General features: G+C 64.1%; 22 protein-coding genes and 1 tRNA gene. 10 read left to right on the forward strand and 13 right to left on the reverse strand.

Annotated features, from left to right (window positions below; genetic code table 11):
• The first annotated feature begins 53 nt into the window (after positions 1–53).
• Complete coding sequence (locus tag C476_RS00335; RefSeq protein ID WP_008008730.1) at positions 54–1,262, forward strand: potassium channel family protein; 1,209 nt, start codon at positions 54–56, stop codon at positions 1,260–1,262.
• Positions 1,263–1,508: 246 nt separating this feature from the next.
• On the opposite strand, the gene C476_RS00340 is transcribed toward C476_RS00335, so the two are convergent.
• The 4 genes from C476_RS00340 to C476_RS00355 all read right to left on the reverse strand — a co-directional run bounded on the left by C476_RS00340 (position 1,509) and on the right by C476_RS00355 (position 3,714).
• Positions 1,509–2,090: a magnesium transporter gene (locus tag C476_RS00340; RefSeq protein ID WP_008008731.1), complete on the reverse strand. Its 582-nt coding sequence runs from the start codon at positions 2,088–2,090 to the stop codon at positions 1,509–1,511.
• Positions 2,090–2,665 (reverse strand): magnesium transporter, encoded by a 576-nt coding sequence (locus C476_RS00345; RefSeq protein WP_008008732.1) that lies wholly within the window; start codon positions 2,663–2,665, stop codon positions 2,090–2,092. Before C476_RS00345 ends, C476_RS00340 begins: the two co-directional genes overlap by 1 nt.
• A gap of 216 nt (positions 2,666–2,881) precedes the next feature.
• Positions 2,882–3,310 (reverse strand): fluoride efflux transporter CrcB, encoded by a 429-nt coding sequence (gene crcB / locus C476_RS00350; RefSeq protein WP_008008733.1) that lies wholly within the window; start codon positions 3,308–3,310, stop codon positions 2,882–2,884.
• Positions 3,307–3,714 (reverse strand): CrcB family protein, encoded by a 408-nt coding sequence (locus tag C476_RS00355; protein WP_008008734.1) that lies wholly within the window; start codon positions 3,712–3,714, stop codon positions 3,307–3,309. The genes crcB and C476_RS00355 overlap by 4 nt, the downstream gene beginning before the upstream one ends.
• Before the next feature lie 222 nt (positions 3,715–3,936).
• On the opposite strand from C476_RS00355, the gene C476_RS00360 reads away from it, so the two are divergent.
• The 5 genes from C476_RS00360 (at position 3,937) to C476_RS00380 (ending at position 12,000) form a co-directional block, all read left to right on the forward strand.
• Entirely contained in the window at positions 3,937–4,851 is a 915-nt protein-coding gene (locus C476_RS00360) for a cation diffusion facilitator family transporter (protein WP_008008735.1), read from the forward strand.
• A gap of 99 nt (positions 4,852–4,950) precedes the next feature.
• Positions 4,951–5,871, forward strand: coding sequence for an MBL fold metallo-hydrolase (locus tag C476_RS00365; RefSeq protein ID WP_008008736.1), 921 nt, complete (start codon positions 4,951–4,953; stop codon positions 5,869–5,871).
• 137 nt (positions 5,872–6,008) lie between these two features.
• Positions 6,009–8,057, forward strand: a complete 2,049-nt coding sequence (locus C476_RS00370) for an AMP-dependent synthetase/ligase (RefSeq protein WP_008008737.1) — start codon at positions 6,009–6,011, stop codon at positions 8,055–8,057.
• A gap of 169 nt (positions 8,058–8,226) precedes the next feature.
• Positions 8,227–10,110, forward strand: coding sequence for a cation:proton antiporter domain-containing protein (locus C476_RS00375; RefSeq protein ID WP_008008738.1), 1,884 nt, complete (start codon positions 8,227–8,229; stop codon positions 10,108–10,110).
• Between the two features lie 159 nt (positions 10,111–10,269).
• Positions 10,270–12,000, forward strand: coding sequence for an aldehyde ferredoxin oxidoreductase family protein (locus tag C476_RS00380; RefSeq protein ID WP_049911513.1), 1,731 nt, complete (start codon positions 10,270–10,272; stop codon positions 11,998–12,000).
• 33 nt (positions 12,001–12,033) lie between these two features.
• On the opposite strand, the gene C476_RS00385 is transcribed toward C476_RS00380, so the two are convergent.
• Positions 12,034–12,369 (reverse strand): hypothetical protein, encoded by a 336-nt coding sequence (locus C476_RS00385; protein ID WP_008008740.1) that lies wholly within the window; start codon positions 12,367–12,369, stop codon positions 12,034–12,036.
• A 176-nt stretch (positions 12,370–12,545) separates the two neighbouring features.
• Positions 12,546–13,682, reverse strand: a complete 1,137-nt coding sequence (locus tag C476_RS00390; protein ID WP_008008741.1) for a thiolase family protein — start codon at positions 13,680–13,682, stop codon at positions 12,546–12,548.
• 185 nt (positions 13,683–13,867) lie between these two features.
• Between C476_RS00390 and C476_RS00395 the strand changes: the two genes are divergently transcribed.
• Positions 13,868–14,521: a DUF5806 family protein gene (locus C476_RS00395; protein ID WP_008008743.1), complete on the forward strand. Its 654-nt coding sequence runs from the start codon at positions 13,868–13,870 to the stop codon at positions 14,519–14,521.
• 139 nt (positions 14,522–14,660) lie between these two features.
• Positions 14,661–15,818, forward strand: coding sequence for an MFS transporter (locus C476_RS00400; protein ID WP_008008745.1), 1,158 nt, complete (start codon positions 14,661–14,663; stop codon positions 15,816–15,818).
• Positions 15,819–16,153: 335 nt separating this feature from the next.
• Here the strand turns inward: C476_RS00400 and C476_RS00405 are convergent.
• From C476_RS00405 to C476_RS00420, 4 genes are all read right to left on the reverse strand, one after another.
• Positions 16,154–16,237: transfer RNA gene (locus C476_RS00405), tRNA-Leu, on the reverse strand.
• A 76-nt stretch (positions 16,238–16,313) separates the two neighbouring features.
• Positions 16,314–16,652, reverse strand: coding sequence for a ferredoxin (locus C476_RS00410; RefSeq protein ID WP_008008747.1), 339 nt, complete (start codon positions 16,650–16,652; stop codon positions 16,314–16,316).
• Between the two features lie 61 nt (positions 16,653–16,713).
• Positions 16,714–17,664, reverse strand: a complete 951-nt coding sequence (locus C476_RS00415) for an oxidoreductase (protein ID WP_008008749.1) — start codon at positions 17,662–17,664, stop codon at positions 16,714–16,716.
• Between the two features lie 124 nt (positions 17,665–17,788).
• Positions 17,789–18,307, reverse strand: coding sequence for a peptidylprolyl isomerase (locus C476_RS00420; RefSeq protein ID WP_008008750.1), 519 nt, complete (start codon positions 18,305–18,307; stop codon positions 17,789–17,791).
• A 133-nt stretch (positions 18,308–18,440) separates the two neighbouring features.
• Here C476_RS00420 and C476_RS00425 point away from each other — a divergent pair, with 133 nt between their 5' ends.
• A complete protein-coding gene (locus C476_RS00425) occupies positions 18,441–19,424 on the forward strand; it encodes a succinylglutamate desuccinylase/aspartoacylase family protein (protein ID WP_008008751.1) in 984 nt (327 codons plus the stop codon).
• Positions 19,425–19,433: 9 nt separating this feature from the next.
• Here the strand turns inward: C476_RS00425 and C476_RS00430 are convergent, their stop codons facing one another.
• From C476_RS00430 to C476_RS00440, 3 genes are all read right to left on the reverse strand, one after another.
• Positions 19,434–20,435, reverse strand: coding sequence for an FAS1-like dehydratase domain-containing protein (locus tag C476_RS00430; RefSeq protein WP_008008753.1), 1,002 nt, complete (start codon positions 20,433–20,435; stop codon positions 19,434–19,436).
• A gap of 271 nt (positions 20,436–20,706) precedes the next feature.
• Positions 20,707–21,870 (reverse strand): CaiB/BaiF CoA transferase family protein, encoded by a 1,164-nt coding sequence (locus tag C476_RS00435; RefSeq protein ID WP_008008755.1) that lies wholly within the window; start codon positions 21,868–21,870, stop codon positions 20,707–20,709.
• Positions 21,871–22,010: 140 nt separating this feature from the next.
• The gene (locus C476_RS00440; RefSeq protein ID WP_008008757.1) at positions 22,011–23,093 is read right to left on the reverse strand and encodes an anthranilate phosphoribosyltransferase; all 1,083 of its coding nucleotides are present in this window, start codon (positions 23,091–23,093) and stop codon (positions 22,011–22,013) included.
• 202 nt (positions 23,094–23,295) lie between these two features.
• Here C476_RS00440 and ahbB point away from each other — a divergent pair, with 202 nt between their 5' ends.
• A complete protein-coding gene (gene ahbB / locus C476_RS00445) occupies positions 23,296–24,336 on the forward strand; it encodes a siroheme decarboxylase subunit beta (RefSeq protein WP_008008759.1) in 1,041 nt (346 codons plus the stop codon).
• Positions 24,337–24,577 lie beyond the last annotated feature (241 nt).

The raw sequence follows: 24,577 nt of genomic DNA on the forward strand, positions 1-24,577 counted from the left end.
GTCTGGACGGCGGCGGGAAACGTTTTTTTCGTCGGCGGGCCGACTCTCGAGACATGGACCCGCTCGAGGGCGAGACGTCGTCGGCGTCGATCGAGTACGAGCCCGTTAGCGTCAAGGACGTACTCGTAGAGATGAAAGACACCGCGGAGCTGTTGATCGACCTCTCGTACTCGGCGGTCCTCCACCGCAGCGAGCAACTCGCCACCGAGGTTCTCCGACTCGAAGAGCGCATGGACGTCCTCGAGCTCCGCGCGCGGATGAGCCTCCTGATGGCTGCACGGAAGCCGGCCGATGCCGAACAGCTCGCGCCCGTGTTGGGGATCGTTGGCGCGGCCGACGGGATCAGCGACGCCGCTGGCGATATTGCCAAAATCGTCCTCGAGGACATGGGGCTGCCCGAGGCAATGCGGGCGGCGCTGCCGGAGGCGGCGGGGACGCTGGTCCGTGGCGTCGTCGACCCGAACTCACCGTATACAGGCCGGACGCTCAAGGACATCGACCTCGAGTCCGAGACGGGCGTGCGCGTGATCGCGCTTCGGCGTGGCACGGACTGGCTACTCAACCCAGGGCCGAACACGCGCGTTGAGGCCGACGACGTGGCGTTGTTGCGCGGCCCTGACTCGTCGATCGGCGACGTTTACGAGACGTTGACTGGGGAGGGCTACGAGGCACCGACCGTCGAGGCACCCGATATCGACGATCTCGAGCGGGCCGTCGATACGATCATCCACATGAAAGACTTCTCCGAGTTGGCGGTCGACCTGGCTTACAGCAGCGTGCTGTTCGACAGCGAGGAACTCGCCGAGGAGGTCCGCAATCTCGAGGTCGAAGTCGACGCGATGCAGTCGCGGTTCGAGGCCTGGACGCTTCGGGCGGCCGCCGACGCGAGCGATCCGGTCGTCTTACGGGGGCTGATTCAGCTTGGCAACTCGACCGAGCGGATCAGCGACAGCGCGATCGAGATCAGCGAGGGCGTCCTGCGCGATATCGATGTCCACCCAGTCGTGCAGTTGGCCGTTCAGGAGAGCGACGAAATCATCACCCGCGTCGTGGTCGATCCGGACAGCGACCTCGACGACACCGCAGTGACCGCTGGCGTGCCCGATGCCGACTCGATGATGTCGGTGATCGCCATCCGCCGACCCGGCGAGGGATGGCTGCTGGTCGCCGACGCCGACGCCGAGTTACGCGGCGGCGACGTGCTGATCTCGAAGGGGACCCGAACGGCCGCAGCCGACTTCCGCGAACTCGCGTCCGCGTAACGTTGATTCGGGTTCCGTTCGTCATTTAAGTGCCTCTAGTCACAAGGTGGAGCTATGACGGGAGATCGTCCGTTCTCGCGTATTCTCACTTCCTAGCATAGTGGCCGGCTTCGCCACGGTCTCGACACTCGAGGTTGGCTGTGATCGCTCGGCTATTTACGATTCATACGGTCTGCTGTCAGTCAGTGCCGGTGCACCCGCGACCCGTCCTGCGGACCCACCGGGACATCGGGACAGCAGACCGTATCAGTTCAGCACGACGATCGCGACACCCGAGAGGACGACCACGCCGAGGATGTCACAGAGGTTCGTAACCACTGGGATCGTGGTGTCGTCCGGATCGAGGCCCTGCGTGTAGGAGACGTAGGTCGCAGCGAGGCTCAGCCCGATCGCGATCACTGCTAGGGACATGCCACTACTGATCGAGATGAGCAACAACTCGCCGAGTGCCATCGGCTCGGCGATGACCTGGCCGACAACCCAGGCGGCGACGCCAAGCGCTGAAAAGACCGTCGCCGCCAGCCCCAGGATCGCGATTATGTTCGTCCACAGCACCTCGTCGCGAACGTCGAACTCGAGGACGCCCAGGTGAAGTCGCGTCGAGAGCCGCGAGGAGAGGATCGCACCGAGATTTCCCCCCATCCCGATCATCACGGGGACGAGCACCAGCAGGGTCGGATTCCCGAGGTAGGTCTCTTGGAGTTCCTCGAGGACGTAGCCCGACCCCATCTCGAGAACGGAGAGCCCGATCAGGATAGGGAACATCGTGCCGACGATGTTTCGGATCGTCCAGGAGTTCAGCGCGTCGTCGGCGTCGGCGGCCCCCATTAGAACACCACCTCTGCGATGGTGAGTGCAATAAAGAGGAAGACGACGCCGAAGACGTCGCCGAGCGTGGTGACGATCGGGCCGATCAGGTTGTCGGGATCGAGGCCGTATTCGTAGCTCGCGAATACAAGCCCCAACAGGCCGAAAATCAGCGTCGTGGACGTGAGCACGCCTGAGACGAGCATAATCGAAAGCAGTTCGACGAGCCGTGCGGATTCACGTCCCAGCACGTGCAAGATCCCCCACGAGAGGACGGCGATGAATACTGAAACGCTAATTCCGTTGATAAAAGAGGCGGCGACGGCGTTGACCAATCGTCGGTCCCACGAGAATTCGGGGTCGATCATCCCCTGATGGAGGCCACTCGAGATCCGCGCGCCCAACGCGCCGTAGACGTTCCCCCGGGTCGCGAGGAAGGCAGGCAGCAACAACAGCATGCCGGGAAAGCGCTCGAACCCTGCCGTCATCCCGTCGGAGCCGAGCACCGATCCCGCGAAGATGCCGCCGGCGAGACTCACCACGAGGATCGGCAGCGACTCGCGGTAGATACGCCACGCGGATTGGCGACCCTCCATAGCGGCGAATGACGTAGTCCGAACATAAACCTACCGCGGGTCAAGGCGAGCGAACCGCTCGAGTCCGTTCGGGTTGCTATCAGTCCTGAACGAACGCGAACGTGTTTTGATACGGTCTGCTGTCAGTCATTTCCGGAGTGACCACGAGCCGTCCTGCGGTCCCTCCGGTAAACAGTTACAGCAAACCGTATGACGCAAGCGAGCGGAGACGCGTCCTCACAGAGGGGTCACAGCGACAAGCGCCCACGCAAGCCCGATCGCCGCGAGCGAACACACCAGATTGCCGGCGGCGTTGGCGATCGCGCGGGCACGGTCGCCGCGTTCGTACAGTCGGACGGTTTCGACCGAAAACGACGAAAAGGTCGTAAACGAGCCACAGATTCCGGTGCCAACCAATTGCAGTGTCGACTCGCCTGCGCCCGCGAGCACCACGAGTCCGAGGGCGAAACTGCCGATGACGTTGACAGCGACCGTCGACAGCGGGAACTGGCTGCTCGGTACGCGACTCGAGACCTGCTGGCCGACCCAGTAGCGCAACAGCGCACCGATCGCCCCGCCGGAGCCGACGATATGAGCCGGATCGGGATCGACGGTGACGAGACTGCCGGCGAGTGCGTCCGCAACGATCGTCGGACTCGCACTCATGCGGTCTCACCGCCGGTCGGTTGTGGCGTCTCGAGTCGACGGGCGAGTGCGCGACCCATCAAGACCCCGGCGAATCCAAGCCCGTAGTTGGCGACGACGATCCCGCCGATCGCGAGTGGACCCGCCGCGAACGCGGTCTGGAGTGCAAACGTGCTGTAGGTCGTCAGTGAGGAAAGAAAGCCAGTCGCGAAGACGGTCCGCGTCCGTGAGCCGATGTGATCCGTATACTCGGCTTCGTAGACCAGAAAGCCAAGCACTGTGCTCCCGACGGCGTTGACGAGGACAATCGACGGCACGTCCGCGAACAACTCCATTGCGAACAGCCGGAGGTTCGAGCCGGCGAAGCCGCCGACGGCGATCAGTGCGAGCGTCTCGAGTCGAACGAGGGGATGATCGGCTGCCATAGCGAGGTGTGTGGCAGGGACCGTCAGCCGGCCGTCATGGCGTCTCCGTGGGAATATACCCGCAGCGCGGTCGGCAGTTGGGTCAGGCGGGCCCCATCGCCCAGCTGTCTCGACACTCTCCGTTGCCCCACAATGAGGATTCCGAAAGCCCGCCGGCGGGTCCCGACCAGTTCGAAAACCGGAAAGAAAAAGACCAAGGTTAGACTGCCTCTAAACCGAGCTATGGCCGAAGACGGTGCCACCGACGGCGGGCGAAACGGGTTCGCGCGAGCGTCGTGGGTGAACGTCCTCGGGAACGTCGCCAAGATCGTCGCCGAGGGGGCGGCGGGCTATGCCTTTGGCAGCGTCGCCTTGTTGGCGGACGCGGCCCACTCGGTGGCCGATCTCGTCGCCAGCGTCGTCGTGCTCGTCTGGGGACGAAGCGCGTTCGACGAACCCGACGAGACACATCCACACGGGCACGATCGAATCGAACCGCTGACGGCGCTGTTCGTCGGTGCCGTCATCGCGTTGCTCGGGTTGAACCTGCTCTACCGGTCGCTCGAGGGGATCATCTCCGGAACCAACGTCGAGTTCAGTCCGTTGTTGCTCGCGGCGCTCGTGCTCTCGATCGTGGATATGTATCTCGTCTACCGCTACACCGTCCGGGTCAACGAGCGGCTGGAATCGACCGCGCTCACTGCGCTCGCGGTTGATTGTCTGAACGACATCTATACGTCGATCGCCGCGATCGTCGGCGTCCTGGGTGTGCTGGTCGGTGTCCCGCTGCTCGATCCCATCGCCGGCGGGCTGGTCAGTCTGCTGGTCGTCTATCAGGGCGTCGAGATCGGCAAAGAAAACGTCGAGTACCTCATCGGTGCTGCACCCGGTTCCGAAAAGCGCGCGGAGATAACCCGTGCCCTGCGGTGTCACCCGGCCGTCCAGGGCATCCACGACCTGACCGTCTTCTACGATGGGACCGTCCTCGAAGTCGAAGTCCACGCCGAAGTCGACGGCGACATTCCCTTCCGGGAGGCTCACGACGTCGAATCGGAGCTGGTTACCCGGCTGCGCGGGATCGACGATGTCGGTGATGCACACGTCCATCTCGATCCGTCCGGGATCGGCGAGTGGAAGGAGTCGATCGACGACGACTGAGACCGGTTGCAGTCACTGACTGACAGGTGTCGTATGAAATCTGACCGCCGGTTGGCCGCGACGCGAGCTTTTATGCTACGTGACGACAGGCTACCCGGTATGGAAGTCGGAGACGTCCGCGAGGTCACGACTGGAGACTGTTCGGAGCTCTACTATCTCGATACGGGGATGTACGACACGAACGAGTACGGTGCCGTCTACATCATCGACGACGACCGTCCTGCCGTCGTCGACACCGGTATCGGCACCAACTACGAGCTAGTCCGCGAGGCACTGGCCGAGATCGGCATCGACGAGGACGACCTCGAGGTCATCGCACTCACCCACATCCACCTCGACCACGCCGGCGGCGCGGGCTTTCTCGCCCGGGATTATCCGAACGCCGACGTCTACGTCCACCCGATCGGAACCGACCACATGGCCGACCCCTCGCGGCTGGTCGCCGGCACGAAAGCAGCCGTCGGCCAGCAGTGGCAATACTACGTCGAACCCGAACCCATTCCGGACGAGCGGATCGTCGAAATCGAGGATGGCGACAGCATCGATCTCGGCACCCACGAGCTGCGCGTTCACGCGGCACCGGGCCACGCGCCACACCAGGTGGTCTTCGAAGATCCCCAAAACAACGCGGTCTTTGTCGCTGACGCCGCCGGGATCTGGGTGCCCGAAATCGAAGAAATCCGAGAGACATCGCCGCCCTCGAACTTCGACTTCGAGCAGTGTCTCGCCGACCTCGAGACGCTCGAGGCGCTCGGTCCCGACGTACTCTGCTATCCACACTTTGGCCCCCGATTCGTCGGCGACGACCTCGAAGCGGCACTCGAGGAGTACGCGACTGTCCTCGAGGAGTGGGTCGACGCGGTCGCACAGAAACGAGACGAACTCGAGGACGACGAGGCGGTCATCGAGCATTTCGCCGCGGCGACCGATATGGCCGACGTCTGGGGCGAGGAGAAAGCCAGCGAGGAGGCGAAGCTGAACACCCGCGGTGTCCTGGGTTATCTCGAGCACCGGGAGTGACCAGCGCCCAAGTGGGTGAGTGGCACCGTCTCGAGTGACACAGTCGAATCGATTCCTGCCGAGCGGTGAATAAACGTGTCAACACTTGCCAACGGTTTCATCACGTTTTATCTCCATGGCTGATATTCTCACGCAGTATGGGCTGGCGGGACGCCGAACGAGAGTACGTGGACGCGGTCATCGGGGATACCCCACTCGGACAACTGTTCGAAGACGCCGCCGCGCGCAACGCGAATCGGCCGGCACAGCAGTACAAAGGCGGTGTCTACGACCGATCGCTGACCGGATCGGCGTTGCCCGCTGGGACACCCGGCGAGTTCCGCCCGATCTCGTATGCCGAGATGCGTACGATCGTCCGCCGGCTCTCGGCCGGCTTTCGCACGCTTGGCATCGAGCGCGGCGATCGGATCGCCATCTTCTCTGCGACGCGTATGGAGTGGGCGCAGACGGACTTCGCCCTGCTGTCGGCCGGCGCGGTCGTCACGACCGTTTACACGGGCTCTTCGCCCGAGCAGGTTCGCTACCTGCTCGACGATCCCGATGCCGACGGCGTCGTCGTCGAGAACGAGGCCTTGCTCGAGCGGGTTCTCGCCGTCGAGGACGACCTCGATCTCGAGTTTCTCGTCTCGATCGACGCTCTCGGGGGCTACGATGACCGTGACGATATCCTGACGCTCGGGGAGGTCTACGACCGCGGTGAGGCGGCCTTCGATCGCGAGGCCTACGAGACACGGCTCGCGGAGACAAGCCTCGATGACTTGGCGAGTCTGATCTACACCAGCGGGACGACAGGCCAGCCCAAGGGTGTTCAACTGACTCACGGGAACTTTCGGGCGAACGTCAACGGGGTTCGGAAACGCTTCGGCCCACGACCGGACAGGGCCGACGACGTCCCGACGCTCGACGCGGAGTCGGTGGCGGTGTCGTATCTGCCGCTGGCACACGTCTTCGAGCGGACTGCCGGCCACTTCGTCATGTTCGCGACCGGTGCCTGCGTCGCCTACGCGGAGAGCCCGGACACGCTCAAGGAAGATTTCGGTGCCGTCGAGCCGACGACGGCGACGAGCGTCCCCCGCGTCTACGAGACGATCTACGATACCATTCGCGAGGAGGCACAGACCTCGAGCGTCACAGCACGCCTGTTCGAGTGGGCGACCGACATCGGCGTCGCGTACCAGCAGACCGACTCGCCGGGTCCCGTGTTGCGTGCCCAACGAGCGATCGCCGATCGGCTGGTCTTCTCGTCGGTTCGGGATGCACTCGGTGGCAACCTCGAGTTGCTGATCAGCGGCGGCGGCAGCCTCTCGGCGGAGCTCTGCCGGCTCTATCACGCGATGGGGCTGCCGATCTACGAGGGCTACGGATTGACCGAGACTGCACCGGTCGTCTCGACGAACCCACCGGACGCCGTGAAAATCGGGACGATCGGGCCGCCGCTGTCGAACGTCGAAGTGACCGTCGACGAGACCGTCGTCGATCAGGCAGCCTTTACGGACGATCCCGGCGCAGTCGGCGAACTCCTCGTGTGCGGGCCGAACGTCACGCAGGGCTACTGGAACGACCCTGTGGCGACACAGCGTGCCTTTACTGACGACGCTCCCGAGAGCCGCACGGAATCCGAGGCACCGAACCGCTCGAGCGGCTCTCTCTTGCAAGAAGCCAAACCGGCTGGGGAGTCGGGCGATGCGCCGGCCGGCCGATGGTTCCGAACTGGCGACATCATCCACATCCGCCCCGACGGCTACCTCGAGTTTCGTGATCGACTCAAACAACTCATCGTCCTCTCGACGGGGAAAAACGTCGCACCTGGGCCGCTCGAGGACGCGTTTGCCGCCAGTGAGGTCGTCGACCAGGCGATGGTCGTCGGCGACGGCGAGAAGTTCGTCGGGGCGTTGCTGGTGCCCAACGAGGAACACATCCGGTCGTGGGCCGACGAGGAAGGTATTGAGCTCCCGGCGAGCTCGCAGGCGATGTGTGACGACGAGCGTGTCCGCGCGTACGTCCAACGGGAGGTCGACCGGATCAACGAGGACTTTCAGCCACACGAGACGATCAAACGGTTCGAACTCGTCCCCCGGGAGTTCACCGAGGAAAACGACATGCTCACGCCGACCATGAAAAAGAAACGCCGAGTCATTATGGACCGGTTCGAGGACCGAATCGACCGACTGTACGCGAGTGCGTGACCGGCTGCCGTCCCTCGGTCGGTGTCGTCCGGCACTCGGTGAACGGCTCGTTATGTCCGTGTCTCGACGTGTCTCATAGGAGTTATCCTATTCGAGTGTCTTCGTTGAAACGAATGGATAGCGCTGACGTATCGGTCTCCCGACTGGCCGCAGCCCGGGAGCTGAAGCCATGAGTGTGGCCGGTGGCGGTAATCTCCTTGTCCTCGTCGCCGTGATCGTCGGGCTCGGTGTGGTTTCACAACTCCTCTCGGCGAAGTTTCGGGTTCCGAGCGTCCTCTTTCTCATCGTCGCTGGCGTCGCCATCGGCCCGGAGGGTCTCGGCGTCCTGTCGGTCGAGTCGTTCGGCGGCGGCAGCGGGCTCTCGACGATCGTCGGACTGAGCGTCGCGATCATCGTCTTCGAGGGTGCGTTCCACCTCAAGATCGACAAGATCAGGAAGGCACCGGCTGCCGTGTTGCGATTGACCACAGTCGGCGCGGCGATCGCGCTTGTGGGGACCGCCGCCTCAGTTCGCTTTTTCCTCGAGGCCCAGTGGGACATCGCGCTGTTGATCGGCGCGTTGCTGATCGCGACCGGGCCGACGGTCGTCACACCGATCCTGAAGGTCGTCCCCGTCCGCGATCGGGTCGCGGCGACCTTAGAGACGGAGGGGATCGTCAACGACGTGACGGCGGCGATCATGGCGGTCGTGCTGTTCAAGGCGATGACCGTCCGGGAGCTGACCGCCGACGTCTACCTCCAGTTGTTCGCCGAGCGACTCGGGACGGGGCTGCTCGTCGGCGTCGTCGTCGCGGCGATCGTCTGGGCACTGTTACAGTACGTCGACATCTCGCCAGACAACGCGCCACAGAACGCGCGATTGCTCACGCTTGCGGGGGCGATCGTCGCCTTCGGCGCGGCCGACTACGTCTTCGCCGAGGCGGGCGTCGCGGCCGCAGCGACGGCTGGGTTGATCCTCGGCAATGCTGATCTTCCATACGAGGAGGATATCGCGGCGTTCAAAGGCGACATCACCTTGCTCGTCCTTTCGTTTGTCTTCATTACGCTCGCGGCGTTGCTCGAGTTCGACCAACTGTTCGCACTCGGGCTCGGCGGCGTGGCGGTCGTCGTCGCCGTAATGTTCGTTTTGCGACCGCTTTTGGTCTTCCTCTCGACTCGAGGCGACCGGTTTACGGTCCGTGAGACGCTGTTTATGAGCTTTGTCGGGCCGCGGGGGATCATTCCAGCCTCGGTCGCGACGCTGTTTGCGATCCGGCTGCAGACTGCCGAGCCACCGACGAACCCGGCGGGCGCGGATCTACTCGTCGGCACGGTCTTTCTCGTCATCCTCGTCACGGTCGTCTTGGAGGGCGGGTTTGCCAGACAGATCGCGGAGAAACTCGACGTGATACCCATGCGTGTACTCATCATCGGCGGCGGCCGCGTCGGTCGCTCGCTGGCAGAACGACTCGAAGCGCGCGGTGAAAACGTGGTCCTGATCGAAAACGACCGGACTGCCCTCGAGGACCTTCGCAACGACGGCTTTACCGCCCGCGAGGGCGATGGGACAGACATCGACGTGTTACAGGGGGCGGGTGCGGAGAACGCTCGCACCGTCGTCGCGGCGACCGGTGACGACGACGTCAACCTCCTCGTGGCACAACTCGCCCAGTCGAAGTTCGGCGTCGAGACGGTCATCGCTCGGGCGAACAACCCCTCGAACGTCGACGCCTTCGAAGAGCTCGACGTCGAGACGATCTCGGCCGCCGAGTCGACCGCGTGGGCGATCGACAACGTGATCGAACGCCCTGCGCTCTCGAACTGGATGTCCGAACTCGGCCGGTCGGGAGACGTCCAGGAGATCGAAGTCACCGACGAGGACCTCGTCGGCAAGCGGGTCGTTGACATCGGCGACAAACTCCCAAGCGGCGTCCTCATCGCACTCGTGAGCCGGAACGGGACCAACGAGGTTCCGTCAGCCGATGTCGAACTGCAGAAAGGCGACCATATCACGCTCATCGGCCGGACCGACGCGGTCCGTGAGGCTATCGAGCAGTGTGGCAAACCCGTCTAATCGCATTCGAGGGCAAACGAAGCGGTAATACGGGCTGCTGTCACTGGTCCCCGATGCACTCGCAAACGGGGCGGGTGTGTCGGTATCCACCGACAGGAGTCCGTCTGACGACCTGCATAACCGACACCGTTTTGCACCCGTGTCCATCAGTGTGGTAGTATGAACCACGCACGGGGCCCATTGTGTTCGATCGACGTGGGCGAGCGCACGGCTGAGTCTGTCTCGATCGACGACGTCCTCGAGTCCTCGATCGGCGGTCGGGCACTTGGGACGCGACTCGCCCACGACCGGATCCCGTTCGACGCCGATCCACTGGGGCCGGACAATCGGCTCTACTTTGCGACGGGGCCACTCCAGCACTCGACAATGAGTTTTACCGGCCGAATGTCGGCGACCGGCGTCTCGCCGCTGACCGACGGGCTGCTCTCGTCGAACGCCGGTGGCTTCCTCTCGCGGAACTTCACCGGGACGGGCTACAGCGCCGTCGAGATTACCGGTGCGAGCGATGAGCTCGTGATCGTCCACGTCAGAGACGAGGGCGACGAGTCACACTCGCCGGGCAGCGAGACGGCGTCTCGCCCACGTGTCGAGTTCGAACCGGTCCCCGAACTCGCCGAGGCGACCGTCCCCGAGACCTGTGCGTACATCGAAGACGAACACGGCCTCGGCTCGGAGCACACCGTCGTCATCGGCCCGGCCGGCGAAAACGAGGTTCGGTTCGCCTCGATCATGACCTCCGAAGAGCGCGCGTTCGGTCGCGGTGGGCTCGGTGCGGTGCTGGGCGCAAAAGGCGTCAAGGCGATCACGTTCGACGGCGACTCGACCCGCGAGGTCGAGCTTCCGCCGCTGCAGATGGAGATCCACGGCGAGGCCGCCCAGTCCGAGAACCCGATGAAAGCCCAGGGAACCACTTCGGTCACGGAGTACGCGAACATGGTCGAAGCCCTGCCGACTCGCTACTTTTCGGAGCTTTCCTTCGAGGGTATCGAGGGCGTCAACGGCGATCGCGTCGAGGAAAAAAAGTACAAGAAAGGCACCTGCTCGTCGTGTGCCTTTGCCTGCAAACTGCCGACCAGAGACGAGGAGTCGGGCCTCGAGACCGAGGGCCCCGAGTACGAGACGCTGATGGCCTTCGGCCCCAACTCGGGCGTCGACGATATCGTCGACGTGATGCAATCGAACAAGCTGTGTGACGAACTCGGGCTCGACACGATTTCTGCGGGCGACACCGTCGCGGCCTACCTCGCGAGCAAGGACGAGTTCGGTAACGCCGCGTTGATCCACGACCTCGTCGAGCAAATCGCCTATCGCGAGGGCGTCGGCGACCTGCTCGCAGAGGGTATCGATCGGATTCACGACGAGTTAGGCGTCGAGAACTGGACCGCCAAGGGCATGGAGTTCCCCGCCCACGACGGCCGCACGCTGAACGGTCAGGGACTTGCCTTTGCGACCTCGAATCGCGGTGCCGACCACATGTACGCCGAGTTCTACCCATACGAGTACCCGCTGGTCGACGCCGACGACGCCTTCGACAAAGCCGGACTCGAGGGGAAACCGCCGAAAATCGTCGAACTCGAGAACATCAACGTGATCAAAGACAGTGCCGTCCTCTGTAAGTTCTCGCGGAATTTCATCACCGAAGCCCGCCTCGAGACATTACTCGACGCCGACTACGACGAGTTGCTCGCCATTGGCAGTGAGATCGTCTCGCTCGAGCGTCACTTCAACACCCAGCGCGGCTTCGACCGCGAGGACGACACGGTGCCCTACGATATTCCGGACTTCGAGCAGGGTCTCGAGGAGTACTACGACGAACGCGGCTGGAACGACGACGGGACGGTCCCCGACGCGGCACTCGAGGGGAGTACAGACATCGTCGCCGACGACTGATCTCAGCGACCCGACGCGAATCGTTGCGTTCTGTCACTTCCCGCGCCGAGCGTCGTCGCTGTCGTCCTCGAGGTCGTCCGCCGTGAGCCGCTTGTCACCGCGAGATGGGAGCGTGGTGTCGTCGGCCCGTGAGGGGTGGATGTTGACGTTATTCCCCCGGTAGGGGTCGGTCTCGGGATCGTAGGACAGTTCGCTGCGCTCGAAGAGGTAGATAAAAAAGCCGATCACCGGAACGAAAAAGGTGATTGCCGCCCATTTCTTCGGCGGCTCGAGCCCGACCCGTCCGGCATCGTAGTAGGCGACGCCGGTCAGGCCCAGATGCCAGACGAGCGGAATCCCCACGAGTATCGCCAGCAACAGCCGTTCCATACGCGTGCTGACGCGCTCGAGCTACCTAAATCGCCGGTTCTCGCTCACTGTGACCGGGGCCGTATCTGCTCATACTACTGGACAGCAGTCAATACGAAGCCGGTCGCGACTTCGCGGCCGTCCCCATAGGTGGCCGCATACGTGCGGCCGGCTTCACGTCGTTCTGTCCAGCAGTATCAGTTAACCTCGAACTCGATCGCCGCACCTTGTCCAAAGCCGACACACAGCGTCGCCAACCCGAGGCCACCGCCGCGTTTCTCGAGTTCGTGGAGTAGCGTGACCGGCAGGCGGGCACCCGAAGCCCCCAGCGGGTGGCCGATCGCGATCGCGCCGCCGTTGACGTTGAAGATCTCCGGATCGATGCCGAGCTCGTCACGGGAGTACAGCGTCTGACTGGCGAATGCCTCGTTGAGTTCCACGAGGTCGTAGTCGTCGATATCGCGACCGTTGCGCTCGAGCAGGCCCCGCGTCGCCGGGACCGGGCCGATCCCCATCACGGTGGGGTCGACGCCGGCGACGTTGTTCATGCCGACTTCGGCCATGATCTCGAGGTCGTGTTCGTCGGCGAAGGATTTGCTCGTGACGAGCAGCGCGGCTGCGCCGTCGGATATCTGGGAGGCGTTACCGGGAGTAACCATGCCATCGGATTTGAAAACGGTCGGCAACTCGGCGAGTTTTTCGGGGGTGGTGCCGGGACGGAGTCCCTCGTCTTCGGTGACAGCGCCGTCCTCAGTTTCGATCGGGACGAGTTCGTCGTCGAAGCGGCCCGATTCGGTGGCGTCGACTGCGCGTTGCTGGCTGCGGGCGGCGTACTCGTCCTGTTGCTCGCGGCTGATACCGTACTCCTCGGCGACCTTCTCGGCGGTCATCCCCATCTGGAGTTCGCCGATGTTGTAGAGGTCGGCCAGCCGCGGGTGGACGTTACCCATGTTCTCGCCCATCGGGACGCGGCTCATGTTCTCGACGCCGCCGGCGATGATGGCGTCGCGGTTGCCGGCCGCGATGGCGTCGGACGCCGAGATGATCGCCTGCATCGAGGAGGCACACCACCGGTTGATCGTCGCCGCGGGAACGTCTTCGCCCAGTTCAGAGAGCAAGGCGATGACGCGAGCGACGTTGTTCCCCTGCTCGCCGCGTTGCTGTGCACAGCCCCACATCAGATCGTCGATTTCGGCACTCGAGAGGCCCGTTTCCGCGAGGATCTCGTCGATCAGGGGAATCGAGAGGTCTTCGCTGCGGACGTCAGCGAACACCCCGTCTTCTTTCCCCTGCGGCGTTCGGACTGCCGTCACGACGACTGGCGTCTGTGTCATGTCCTACCGAATGCCGTACACGGTCTTAAATCCGGGCGAACTCGAGTTCATACGCGAGCCGTTTACGGCCAGTGATATCCCTCGCTGGGTCGATTTCGACCGCGATCGGTCGCGGATCGCTGTCGGCCGATGAGCGGACTCGCTCGAGAACAACCCTTATCTCGGATTGTTGGGAATACGCGGACATGGACGAGGACGGAGCGAACGCCGCGCGAGTCGATGGCGACACGGAATCGGGAGCCGACGACGCGGGAGCCGACGACACCGGCGGTCCCGACGCGACCGACGACGCATCGATGCCGGGCGTCCCGGACCCCGATCCGCAGGAAAACGACGTGCCCGATGATGTCCAGAAGTACGCCCGCTTCAAGAAGATGGATGGTGCCCAGTACGACCGGGTTAACGACTTCCTGCGCGAGCGGACCTACATCACCGCTCGCGAGTGGGCCATTGCCCGCCTCTGTTCTGACTTTCGAACCGAGACCGGCGTCGAGATGACCAAGATCGGCGAGAATCTGCCCGACCTCGTCCCCTTCATGACCGACACCTACACCCCGCAGGCGGTCAACCAGGCCCGTGCGTCCTTCGAGGAGAAGGTTCGGATGGCCGGCGCAACGTTCCTCTACGGCGCGATGTGTGATTTCTTCACCGCCGAGGAACTCGACGACGTGATGTACGAAGCCACCGAGGTCGCCAAGTTCCTGCTGGAAGTCGAGGGCGTCGACCTCTCGGTCGAGGACGAACTCGAGGCCGAAGAGCGCATCTCGAGTGTCATGCGCGAGGTCCGTGAGGCAAGCGCGGAACTCCGCGCGGAGGACGTCACCGAGGCCGACGAGTAGGCAAATCAGCCTCCCGCTCACGAGACCCTTCTTGAGCGGGTTCGCCTGCGACCGGTTGTCCGTCGTCGGAGAAGAGTCACAGTCGGTGCTGGCCCGCCCGTTTCGCAACGCTTGAGAGCCGCTGTCGGCAACAGTATTCGTGTCCCGCGCTCGCCTCTTCGGGTCCCTCTGTGGCCTCGTCTTTCTGCTCAATCTCGCCAGAATCGTCTTTGCACCGCTGCTGGACGTGTTCATCGCCGAGTTCGCGATCGGCGAGGCGACCGCCGGACTCATCGCGACATTGGTATGGGTCGGGAGTGCGTCCCTTCGGCTCCCGACCGGGTGGGTGCTCACGAAGGTCCCGCGACACCGCGTCGTCGTCGCGTCGGGTGTCGTGCTCACAGCGTCTTCGGCCTTTGCTGCGACCGCGATGACGGTTCCACATCTCATGGCCGGGGCCTTGCTCATGGGTGTCGCCTCCGGCATCTACTTCGTCTCCGCGAATCCGCTCCTGAGCGAACTCTATCCGTCTCGCATCGGCCGCATCATGGGAATCCACGGAGCGGCCAGCCAGATCGCCGCGGTGATCGCCGCGCCGTTCGTCGCGCTTTCGATGCTCGTCGACTGGCGGCTCGCGCTGTGTGCAATCGCCGCCGGCGCGGCACTCGGGACGGCCTACACCTGGCACGCCGCGAAGGGAACCGAGATGCCGACGGCAGGACGTGCGGACCGCGAGTTCGTCGCCGGCGCACTCTCGGAGTGGCGCATCATCGTCACCGCGCTGGCACTCGTCGGCGCGGCGGTGTTCGTCTGGCAGGGCGTGTTCAACTTCTACGAACTCTACATGCAATCGAAGGACCTCTCCGACCGGACCGCGGGCACGATGCTCACGCTCGTCTTTGCCGCCGGCGTGCCGGCATTTTACGTCGGCGGTGATCTGGCCGACCGGTTCCCACACGTCCCGTATCTGCTCGGCATCGTCGGGGCGTTCGCCGCGTGCCTGCTTGCGCTGACGCTCGTCGACGGCCTGCTCGCGCTTGTCGTGCTGACCGCCCTCCTCGGCTTTATCATCCACGCGCTGTTTCCGGCCGCGGACACGTACCTCCTCGATACGCTCCCCGACTCGACCCGGGGCAGCGCCTACGCCGTGTTCAGCTCCGTCTGGATGCTGACCCAGTCGCTTGGCTCCTCGGTCGTCGGGCTGGTCCTCGAGCGTGGCTACGCCTACGACACGGTGTTTGCCACCGCCGCGCTCTGCCTCGGTGCCACGATCGTCGTCCTCGCCGCCCTTGAGCGAGCCGGCCGGCTTCCGAGTTGATACAAGATGTCGGACTGGAGTCAGTGAGAAGCCGCTCGCGAAAGCCGGCTGTCTCTATCGATGACAGCCGACCCTGATACGGGCTCCTGTCAGTCAGTTCCAGTGCAACCGCGACCGTCCTGCGGTTGCACCGGTAACTCGTTACAGCAGACCGTATGAGCGAGTGATCTTCAAATAGGTCTGTTGGACAGTATAAGAGGTCTCGAGGCCGATTGTGAGGGCTGGGATTTGAACCACGCGAAGACGGTCGCTCTCGCGTCGCTCGAGCGCTGTGACTTCTCTCGTTCAAATCCCGCGTCTCGCAGACACGACTCTCACTGTCGTTCGAGTCGGTATGCGAGGGCTGGGATTTGAACCCAGGGACCCCTACGGGAGCGGGTCTTAAGCCCACCGCCGTTGGCCTGCTTGGCTACCCTCGCACAGAAGGCAATCAGTCGTTGTCCCGGGGTGGGGATGTGCGTTTCGGTGTGCGCTCGAGCCACCTACGAAAGTTGCCTACCAGTCGACGCTCAGCGTGCCGTCGCCGTGGGGGTCGGGTGCGATTTCCTCGTCAGTGCGGCGGTCGACGACGTGGATACAGCCATCGTCTTTCTTTGCGGGACAGACCTCCGCGGCGCGGACGTTGTGCTCGAGGTCCTCCTCGCTAATGAAGTATTCCTCGGGCTGGGCCATGCCCGAGGCGATGGACATCTCCCAGTTGTCGCTGACTTCGGCGCATTTGCCTGCGCCGAAGCATTTGTTGGCCTCGAAGATGATCTTGTAGGGTTTTTCTTCGATCGGTGGCGCGTCGCTCGAGCCGACGTCGCTAGCGCGTTGAATGCCGTCGTCGCTCATTGGGTCATACTTCGACTGAGCCGTCTTTCGCGTTACGGTTGGGACGAATGAGAGAGACGACCTACGCTGAGACCTCGGCTTTCGGTTTCGGCAAGTCGTAGTTGACGCCGGTCAGTTCCCTTGAGACGGCCCACAACCGACGGGCCGTCTCCTCGTCGTAGGAGCGCTCCGAGGAGGCCTGGCGTTCGGGCGTCCCGCGCATGTTCATGAATCCGCCGGGGCCGTAGTACGCGCCACCCTCGGCCTCGGGCGCGGTCGCAGCGTACAGCGTCGGGAGCGCGCCCATCGCGGCCGGCTGGGCCAGCACCGTGTTCATAACCCACATCCCGGCTTTTCGAAGGGGGCTGCCGCGCTGTTCGGGGCCGTGAAACTGCAACTGCGTGTCCGCATAGCCCGGATGGACAGCGATACTCCTAGCGTTTGCATCTGCCGTCAGCAGTCGGCGCTCGAGTTCGTACGCAAAGAGCACGTTCGCCAGCTTCGACTGGGCGTAGGCATCCCACGGGTCGTAGGACTCCTCGTGCTGGAGATCGTCGAAATCGATCTCGCCGCGCTCGTGGATGCCGCTCGAGACGGTGACGATCCGCGACTCGGATGTGTCGTGGGGATGGAGGTTCTCGAGCAGCAGCCCGGTGAGCGCGAAATGTCCGAGGTGGTTGACGCCAAACTGGGTCTCGAAGCCGTCTGCGGTCTCCGCGCGCGGGATCGCCATGACGCCCGCGTTGTTGATCAGGACGTCGAGGGCCGTGTCGCCGAGTCGGTCGGCGAACGCACGGATCGACTCGAGATCGCCCAGATCGCACGCCTCGACGCGCAGGTCGGCGTCGGGGACGTCCGCGCGCACGTCCTGCGCCGCATCCTGGCCCCGCTCTGTGCTCCGGCAGGCCATAATCACCGTCGCGCCGTTGCGTGCGAGTTCCCGGGTCGCCTCGAGGCCGATGCCGCTGTTCGCGCCCGTGACGACGACTTGGCGGCCCTCCTGGTCGGGAATGTCGTCGGTCGTCCAGCCCATACACGTGGTATGCTACCGCTGCCCTAAAGGCGTGTGCCAACGATCTCTCTCGGTGTGTGCGGCTTCGGCGGGATTGAACGGGCTGCTGACGGGTATTCCAGCGATAAAACAGCGGGTTCGGCAGTTACTCGTAGTTGACCGAGACGGACTCGAGGACGACGTCCTCTTTCGGACGGTCGTTGGCGTCGGTGTCGACGCTGCCGATTTCGTGGACGACGTCCATCCCATCAGTGACCGTGCCGAAGACTGAGTGGCGGCCGTCGAGGGGGGGCTGGGCGTCGAGCGTAATGAAGAACTGCGAGCCGTTGGTGTCGGGCCCGGAGTTGGCCATGCTCAGGATGCCCTCGTCGTCGTGGCGCAGGTCGTCGTGGAACTCGTCGTCGAACTGGTAGCCGGGGCCGCCGCGGCCGGTCTCGGTCGGGTCGCCGCCCTGGATCATGAAGCCCTCGATGACGCGGTGGAAGGCAACGTCGTCGTACAGCGGCTCCCCTTCGACTTCTTCGCCCGTCTCGGGGTCGGTCCAGGTCTTGCCGCCGGTCGCGAGGCCGACGAAGTTGTCGACGGTGCGCGGTGCGCGTTCGTCGTAGAGTTCGACCTCGATGTCACCTTTGTTCGTGTGCAGGGTCGCAGTAACGTCTCCCATACGTCGGGGTCGACGGGACGACTGAAAACGATAGTGGTCTTGCGTCGCGGCCATCGGCGCGACGGCTGTGCATCGTCGTTGACTGGCGACCGGCGGCCGCAGGTACATACCCCCGGCCGTGGAACGACCCGCCATGAGCGACGGCACGCACACGGCGGAACAGGTCACGCTCGATCGATTGCCGTCGGGCGTAGAACTGACGACGACGGTCCACACCTATCGGGGCGGCAAGCCAGGGCCGACGCTATACGTGCAGGCGGCCCAGCACGGCCGCGAAATCAACGGGACGGAGGTTCTTCGGCGGTTTCACGAGCGCCTGCCTCTCGAGTCGCTGTCGGGGACCGTGATCGCCGTCCCCGTCGCGAACCCGCTGACGTTCGATCGGGTCTCCTACACGACGCCGGAGCCGTTCGACAGCGTCAACCCGAACATGAACCGAGTCTGGCCGGGCGACGCCGACGGCAGTCTCCACCAGCGCATGGCAGCCCGCCTCTGGGAGTACGTCACGGCAGCTGACGCCGTCGTCGATCTCCATACGGGCAGCCCCGACATGCTCCCCCACGTCGTCTACAGTGCAGGCGATGATCGATCCCGGTCGCTTGCTGAAGCTTTTGGGACCGACCTCCTGCTGGCTGAACGGGCTGGCGACGACGCGCCGGACGCATGGTCCCAGCGTGATTTCGACGGCAAGCTCCGTGTCACCGCCGCCGACGAGGGGATCCCCGCGATCACGCCCGAACTCGCCCACAACAAGCAGATCCTCGAAGGAGTCGTCACGGACGGCGTCACGGGCTTGCTCGATGTCTGTCGTCAGCTCGATCTCCTTCCCGGCGCGGTACCCGAACGCGATCAGACCGTCGCCCACAATCACGCCGGACAGGTCACTGCCACCGAGTCCGGACTGTTTCGACCGAATCCGACGCTCGAGGTGGGCGACGTGATCGAGGCAGGGACGCCGATCGGCACGGTCTTTCATCCGACGACGTACGAATCGCGCCACGAGCCATGCGTCGACCGCGACGGCCTGCTCTATGCACTCACTCGAGAAGCGACGGTGACCGCTGGCGACCAACTCGCGAGCGTAGCGGTGGTCGACGACGAGAATTTGATCGCGTAATCGGCAGTATCAATCACTCCTCGAGAGATCGACTGTCGCCGAACCGGTCAGCAGCGTCTTGTCTGTGGCCGTCCGCGCCTCGAGTGTCGTCTCGACCGTTCTCGCGTCGGGGTCGATCTCGACGATCTCGCCCGTCGCGATGACGGTGTCGCCGGGGAAGACCCGTGACCGAAATCGGACATCGAAACGCGTGACGTTCCGCAGGTCGAACCAGCGGGTGACGACGCGGGAGGTGATGCCGGCGGTTAACATCCCCTGGCCGAAGACGGTCTCATTGCCCGCGCCCGTCGCGTACGGTTCGTCGTAGTGGATCGGGTTGAAATCACCGCTCGCGCCCGCGTACCTGACGAAGTGTCGGCGCTCGAGATCGTCGACGACAACCGTCGGGCCGCTCTTGCCGACCACGAGTCCGTCGAGGTCGCGGACTCGCTCGAACCCGTCGTCGGTCGGTGACGGAACGTCGCTGTCGGCCGTGACGGCCCCCCCGTTTGGCTCGGCCATGTCGTCCGCTGTGTGCTCATCGGCAACCGCGTCCTCCGTCTCGAGCATGGTGGTCCGCTCGGTGAGCACGCGGTCGTCGTGCTGATCTCTGTACTCGGTCTCGAGGTGGGCAACGGTCATCGTCCCCGCACGGCCCCCTTCGCGCTGGAAGACGTCCGTGAGGGTGGTCGTTCCCTCGAGGACGTCGCCGACGAACAGCGGGCGCTCGTACTCGTGGCTCTGTTCGCCGTGGAGGACGTACTCTGGGTGGAAGCCGAGGTCGAAGCCGGTTTCCTCGACTCCCTCGGGCGTGTGCCGCGGAAACCGGCTGACCTGACTGTAGGTCAGCGGTGCGGGTACGCGGTCGTAGCCCCGCGTTGCAGCGGCCGCTGTGTCGCGAAACACTGGATCATTGGACGTGATCGCGCGTGCAAACTCCGCGACCTTGCCGGCCTCGATGCGGAACGTCTCCGTTGTCACTCGCGAGTCGCCGACCATCGCCTCGAGTTCCGCGAGTGACTTAGTCGGCATCGTAATATCCCCCGGCCGTTTGACCGGTCGTCGCCGACAGTCGTTCCGTCGTGGCGCGGTGCGTGTCGGGTCCGTCCTGTCCGCATCTCATTACCACCACGGTTTGCTGACGGCTGACATAACAGTATTCCCGGTCGCGGCTGCTCGACTGATACGGTTTGCTGTAACTGTTTACCGGAGGGACCGCAGGACCGCTCGCGGTCCCTCCGGAAGTGACTTACAGCAGACCGTATGAAGCCGCTACTCGAGGCCGCTCGAGTGAGTCAGCGAGTCAGCGGATGACGCCCGCGTCGCGGAGGGCAGTTCGCTGTGCCTCGTCGTAGCCCACTGACGCGAGCAGCTCGTCGGTGTGCTCGCCGTGGGCTGGGAGCGACTCGTCGTCGCTGTCGGGTGCGTCCGGTCCTGCAGCTGGGAACCCGACTCGTGGGGGTGCATCGTCCGGCCGTTCGACCAGTCCGCGGGCTTCGAACTGTGGGTGCTCGAGGGCTTCGGCCGGCGTATACACCGGACCGACGACCGTCTCGTCGCTCAGCGTCTCGAGCCACTCGTCTCGCGAGCGGGTCGCGAACAGCTCGGCCAGTTCCTCACGGATGGCTGCCAGTTCGGCTGGATCGTCGGTCTCGTGAACGTCGATGAGGTCCTCGCGACCGACTTCCTCGCAGAACGTGGTCCAGAACTTCTCCTCGAGTGCCGCAAAGGTCACATAGCGGCCGTCGGCGGTCTCGTAGATATCGTACCAGGGTACCGCGCCGGTGAGCGCCGTTTCGCCGGGCCGGGGATCGTCGCCGGTCAGCGCTTCGTAGGAGAGCGCCTGCGAGAAGGAGGCGACCACGTCGGTCATGGCGATGTCGATGTACTCCCCGCCGGTGCCGAGTTCGCGCGAGAGCAGGCCGCCGACGATGCTGAACGCCGCGAACAGGCCACCGCCGAAATCGCTGATCTGGTAACCCGGAATCTGCGGCGGTGTCGACTCGTTCTCGCGAGTCATATCGAGCAGTCCAGCGACGCCGACGTAGTTGAGATCGTGGCCCGCGCGGTCTGCGTACGGACCGGTCTGGCCGTAGCCCGACAGCGAACAGTAAATCAGGTCTGCGTTGTACTCGGTCAGCGTCTCGTAATCGATCTCGAGGCGGTCGGCAACGCCCGGTCGGAACCCCTCGAAGACGACGTCGGCGTCTTCGACCAGCCGGTAGAACGCGGTCCGGCCCGCCTCGGATTTGAGATCGAGTGCGACGCTTCGCTTGCCGCGATTGACGCTGTCGAACAGCGCGCCGACCTCGCGGTCGGTCATCGGCGGCATGTGTCGGGCGTAGTCGCCCGTCTCGGTGTCTTCGACTTTTATTACGTCAGCACCCGCGTCGGCGAGCAGTTGCGTCGCGTACGGCCCCGGGAGAAGGCGGGTCAGATCAAGTATCTGAACAGAATCGAGTTGCATGTGCTCACGTAACGGGCCGTTCTCAAAAGCCTACTGGCGCTCTTCGTTCTGTGGACGGCGCTTGAGTCACACCGTTTCGGTCGGCGACGAACGAACCGCGATCGGAAAACAGCGGGAAACTTCCCGGTCTCGTCGACCGCTCAGTACGCCTGTAGCTCCTCGAGGACGGCTTGGGCGCTGCCGTCGGCGATGACTTCGCGGGCCTGCTCGAGGCCGGCTTCCAAGCTGTCGACGTCCTGGCGGGCGTACATCCGGAACGCACCGTTGAGCGCGATCGCGTCGGCGAAGTGGTCGTCGCGCTCGCCGGCGAGGACGGCTTCGGTGATCGCCGCGGAGTCGGCTGCCATCTCGTCGACGGCGAGGTCGTCGCGTTCCATCTCCATGCCGTACTCGGCGGTTTCGATTTCGTAGTCCTCGAAAGACTCCTCGCCGTCGGCTCCCGTTTCGTCCCACTCGGCGACCTTCGTATAGCCGGGACGGATGTCGTCGTAGCCTTCCATCCCCTGGAAGAAGATCGCGCGGGAGTAGTCGAGCTGGTCGCTTTCTTTGATGAGATCGGTCAGCTTCTTCGCGAACGCGAGATGGTAGAACGAGCCCAGGTGCACGTCGGCGTTCGCCGGGTTGGCGACGGTCTCGATCGTGTTGACGAAGGTTCGGACGCCCATCTCGTCGCGACGCTCGAAGAGGTCGTCGATTCCGGGGTTAAACGCGGGCTGATAGTAGAAGCCGAAGCCGGTCTCGTCGACCATGTCGGCGCTTTCCGTTGGCTCGAGTTCGGTCCGGACGCCGAGTTCGTCGAGGACGTGTTTGTACGCCGTGGCCTTCTGGGAGGGGACGTAGTCGCCGGAGTGGACGACGACCGGCGTCCCCGCGGCGGCGGCGACGACGCCGGCACCGACGCCGAGGATGGCGGACGTGTCCTTCCCGTCGTAGTTCGCACCGCAGTCGACCGGATCACACTCGGGCTCGGCGGTCACGACCGACTCCTCGCGCATGACGTCGGTATAGGCCGACAGCTCCTCGGGGTTGTTGCGCTTCCAGCGGTTGGCCAGCCAGAACGCACCGAGGGTGGTGTCCTCGGGCTCGCCCGCCAGAATCCGCTGGAACGCCTCGCGAGCCTGATCGTGGCTCATGTCGTCGGCCGACTTCGGACCCGAACCGATGACCTCCGTCATCAGGCGTTTCAACGGCCATTCGCCGAACGTCTGGGATGCCTTCGCCATGTGCGGACGTTGGCACGGACGGCGCAAAAACCCCCCGTTTCCTGTATCCTGCCGGGAAACAGTCCGTGAACGCCCGCTCACGTCTCGAGTGTGCGCGGTGTCTAAACCGGCCAGCATCGAGATAGCACCCCGAATCCACCGGCGATGTCGACGACCGAGGAGTCCCGAAAGCGATACGGGGGCCGTCTCCCTAGAACGGCCAATGAGTACCCTGTCGGGGAACTGGCGTGAGGCCATCGACGACGTGGACGCAGCGCTGATCGACGGCTACCAGAGCGGCTTCCCGATCGAAGACCGGCCGTTCCGCCGGCTCGCTGCCGACCTCGAGATCGACGAATCGGACGCGGTCGAGCGCGTTCGGGCGCTCAAGGAGGCGGGGATCGTCCGCCGGTTCGGTGCCGTCCTCAACCCGCCGGTGATCGGCTCGTCGACGCTCGCTGCCGTCCAGGCTCCCGAAGACCGTTTCGACGAAATCGCGGCGATCATCAACGACTACCGGCAGGTCAACCACAACTACGCCCGCGACCACGAGTGGAACATGTGGTTCGTCGTCACCGCCGGGTCACAGCAGCGACGCGACGAGATCCTCGCGGAGATCGAGGCCGAAACTGGCTGTGAGGTCCTCAACCTGCCGATGTTGACCGACTATTACATCGACCTCGAGTTTCCCGTCGTCAACAGCGACCGCTTCGCCCGCGAGTCACTCGAAGATCGCACCGATTCGTCGGCCACCCGGATCAGCGAGGAAGCGACCGGCGATCTCTCGGCGCTCGAGGCCGATCTCTTGCTCGAGATCCAAGACGGCTTTCCGCTCTCGGCGACGCCGTATCGCGATATCGCCGACAACATTGACGCCCCGATCGAGGACGTCCTCGAGGCAGTCGATAGGTTGCTCGCAAACGGCTGTATCAAACGGATCGGCTGTATCATCAACCACGTCGTGACCGGTTTCGACGCCAACTGTATGGTCGTCTGGGACGTCCCCGACGAGAACTTAGACGAGTGGGGCGAGCGTGCGGGTGGCTTACCCTACGTGACCCTATGTTATCACCGGCCGCGCAGGCCCGACCAGGAGTGGCCGTACAACCTATTTACGATGATTCACGGCCGCGATCCCGAGGCCGTCGACGCGAAGATCGACGAACTCGCAGCCGACTATCTCCCCGTCGACCACGAGCGACTCTACTCGACCGAGACGCTGAAGCAGACGGGTGCACGCTACGATGACCTGATCGGCACCTAACGCTCATCTCGGCGACTGAGATCAGACAGCCACTCGCCCGGCGGAGCGGTCGGAACATGTATGTCTCCGACACATACCAAATAACCTTGGAATAGTCTCTTTAAATCCGCGCCCCAACAGACGGATTGCACCGCAAGGTGCGCCATGTGTGGGGTCCACCACCGCTTACCATTCGAGCCCCCACACAGCGGCTTCCGATTCTGGAAGCGTCTCCTCATAGAGCGACGACCATAATAAATGA

The sequence above is a fragment of the Natrinema limicola JCM 13563 genome, assembly GCF_000337475.1.
Lineage (GTDB): Archaea > Halobacteriota > Halobacteria > Halobacteriales > Natrialbaceae > Natrinema > Natrinema limicola.

What these genes read in the sequence shown, in the direction of transcription:
- C476_RS00335 (WP_008008730.1), top strand. Translation starts at nt 54, where the DNA reads ATGGACCCGCTCGAGGGCGAGACGTCGTCGGCGTCGATCGAGTACGAG.
- C476_RS00340 (WP_008008731.1), bottom strand. Translation starts at nt 2,090, where the DNA reads ATGGGGGCCGCCGACGCCGACGACGCGCTGAACTCCTGGACGATCCGA.
- C476_RS00345 (WP_008008732.1), bottom strand. Translation starts at nt 2,665, where the DNA reads ATGGAGGGTCGCCAATCCGCGTGGCGTATCTACCGCGAGTCGCTGCCG.
- crcB (WP_008008733.1), bottom strand. Translation starts at nt 3,310, where the DNA reads ATGAGTGCGAGTCCGACGATCGTTGCGGACGCACTCGCCGGCAGTCTC.
- C476_RS00355 (WP_008008734.1), bottom strand. Translation starts at nt 3,714, where the DNA reads ATGGCAGCCGATCATCCCCTCGTTCGACTCGAGACGCTCGCACTGATC.
- C476_RS00360 (WP_008008735.1), top strand. Translation starts at nt 3,937, where the DNA reads ATGGCCGAAGACGGTGCCACCGACGGCGGGCGAAACGGGTTCGCGCGA.
- C476_RS00365 (WP_008008736.1), top strand. Translation starts at nt 4,951, where the DNA reads ATGGAAGTCGGAGACGTCCGCGAGGTCACGACTGGAGACTGTTCGGAG.
- C476_RS00370 (WP_008008737.1), top strand. Translation starts at nt 6,009, where the DNA reads ATGGGCTGGCGGGACGCCGAACGAGAGTACGTGGACGCGGTCATCGGG.
- C476_RS00375 (WP_008008738.1), top strand. Translation starts at nt 8,227, where the DNA reads ATGAGTGTGGCCGGTGGCGGTAATCTCCTTGTCCTCGTCGCCGTGATC.
- C476_RS00380 (WP_049911513.1), top strand. Translation starts at nt 10,270, where the DNA reads ATGAACCACGCACGGGGCCCATTGTGTTCGATCGACGTGGGCGAGCGC.
- C476_RS00385 (WP_008008740.1), bottom strand. Translation starts at nt 12,369, where the DNA reads ATGGAACGGCTGTTGCTGGCGATACTCGTGGGGATTCCGCTCGTCTGG.
- C476_RS00390 (WP_008008741.1), bottom strand. Translation starts at nt 13,682, where the DNA reads ATGACACAGACGCCAGTCGTCGTGACGGCAGTCCGAACGCCGCAGGGG.
- C476_RS00395 (WP_008008743.1), top strand. Translation starts at nt 13,868, where the DNA reads ATGGACGAGGACGGAGCGAACGCCGCGCGAGTCGATGGCGACACGGAA.
- C476_RS00410 (WP_008008747.1), bottom strand. Translation starts at nt 16,652, where the DNA reads ATGAGCGACGACGGCATTCAACGCGCTAGCGACGTCGGCTCGAGCGAC.
- C476_RS00415 (WP_008008749.1), bottom strand. Translation starts at nt 17,664, where the DNA reads ATGGGCTGGACGACCGACGACATTCCCGACCAGGAGGGCCGCCAAGTC.
- C476_RS00420 (WP_008008750.1), bottom strand. Translation starts at nt 18,307, where the DNA reads ATGGGAGACGTTACTGCGACCCTGCACACGAACAAAGGTGACATCGAG.
- C476_RS00425 (WP_008008751.1), top strand. Translation starts at nt 18,441, where the DNA reads ATGAGCGACGGCACGCACACGGCGGAACAGGTCACGCTCGATCGATTG.
- C476_RS00430 (WP_008008753.1), bottom strand. Translation starts at nt 20,435, where the DNA reads ATGCCGACTAAGTCACTCGCGGAACTCGAGGCGATGGTCGGCGACTCG.
- C476_RS00435 (WP_008008755.1), bottom strand. Translation starts at nt 21,870, where the DNA reads ATGCAACTCGATTCTGTTCAGATACTTGATCTGACCCGCCTTCTCCCG.
- C476_RS00440 (WP_008008757.1), bottom strand. Translation starts at nt 23,093, where the DNA reads ATGGCGAAGGCATCCCAGACGTTCGGCGAATGGCCGTTGAAACGCCTG.
- ahbB (WP_008008759.1), top strand. Translation starts at nt 23,296, where the DNA reads ATGAGTACCCTGTCGGGGAACTGGCGTGAGGCCATCGACGACGTGGAC.